The following is an 801-nucleotide window of genomic DNA, read 5'->3' on the forward strand; positions in this document are numbered from 1 at the left end:
TCTCCCCATTCCAACTGACAAGTTGGCCCCAATCCATGCTGAAGCTCCTGAATTCGTGGAGATGAGTGTAGAACAAGAAATTTTAGTAACTGGAATCAAGGTAGTAGATTTGCTTGCCCCTTACGCTAAGGGTGGTAAGATCGGTCTTTTCGGAGGTGCTGGTGTAGGAAAGACCGTATTGATTATGGAACTTATTAACAATGTAGCTAAGGCCCATGGTGGTTACTCAGTGTTTGCCGGAGTAGGAGAAAGAACCAGAGAAGGTAACGACTTGTACCATGAAATGATTGAGTCTGGTGTCATTTCATTGAAGGACAAGTCATCTAAGGTAGCGCTAGTGTACGGTCAGATGAACGAGCCCCCAGGCGCCCGTGCCCGTGTAGCATTGACAGGTCTCACCGTAGCCGAATATTTCCGTGACCAAGAAGGACAGGACGTGTTACTTTTCATCGACAACATTTTCAGATTCACACAGGCCGGTTCGGAGGTGTCTGCCCTGTTGGGGCGTATCCCATCTGCTGTAGGTTATCAACCCACCTTGGCCACCGACATGGGTAGCATGCAGGAAAGGATTACCACCACCAAGAAGGGTTCTATCACTTCTGTGCAGGCCATTTATGTGCCCGCCGACGACTTGACTGATCCCGCTCCTGCCACCACTTTCGCTCACTTGGACGCCACAACTGTGTTGTCGCGTGCCATCGCCGAATTAGGTATTTACCCAGCTGTAGATCCTCTTGACTCCACATCCCGTATCATGGACCCCAACATCAGCGGCCAAGAGCATTATAACGTTGCCAG

Annotated in this window: 1 protein-coding gene; it reads left to right on the forward strand. The window is 49.9% G+C overall.

Annotated elements, in window-relative coordinates:
• The coding region (gene atpD / locus EK369_RS22870; protein WP_127116293.1) for a F0F1 ATP synthase subunit beta at positions 1-801 on the forward strand (801 nt) is incomplete at both ends.

This window comes from Shimia sediminis (genome assembly GCF_003990645.1).
Lineage (GTDB): Bacteria > Pseudomonadota > Alphaproteobacteria > Rhodobacterales > Rhodobacteraceae > Shimia > Shimia sediminis.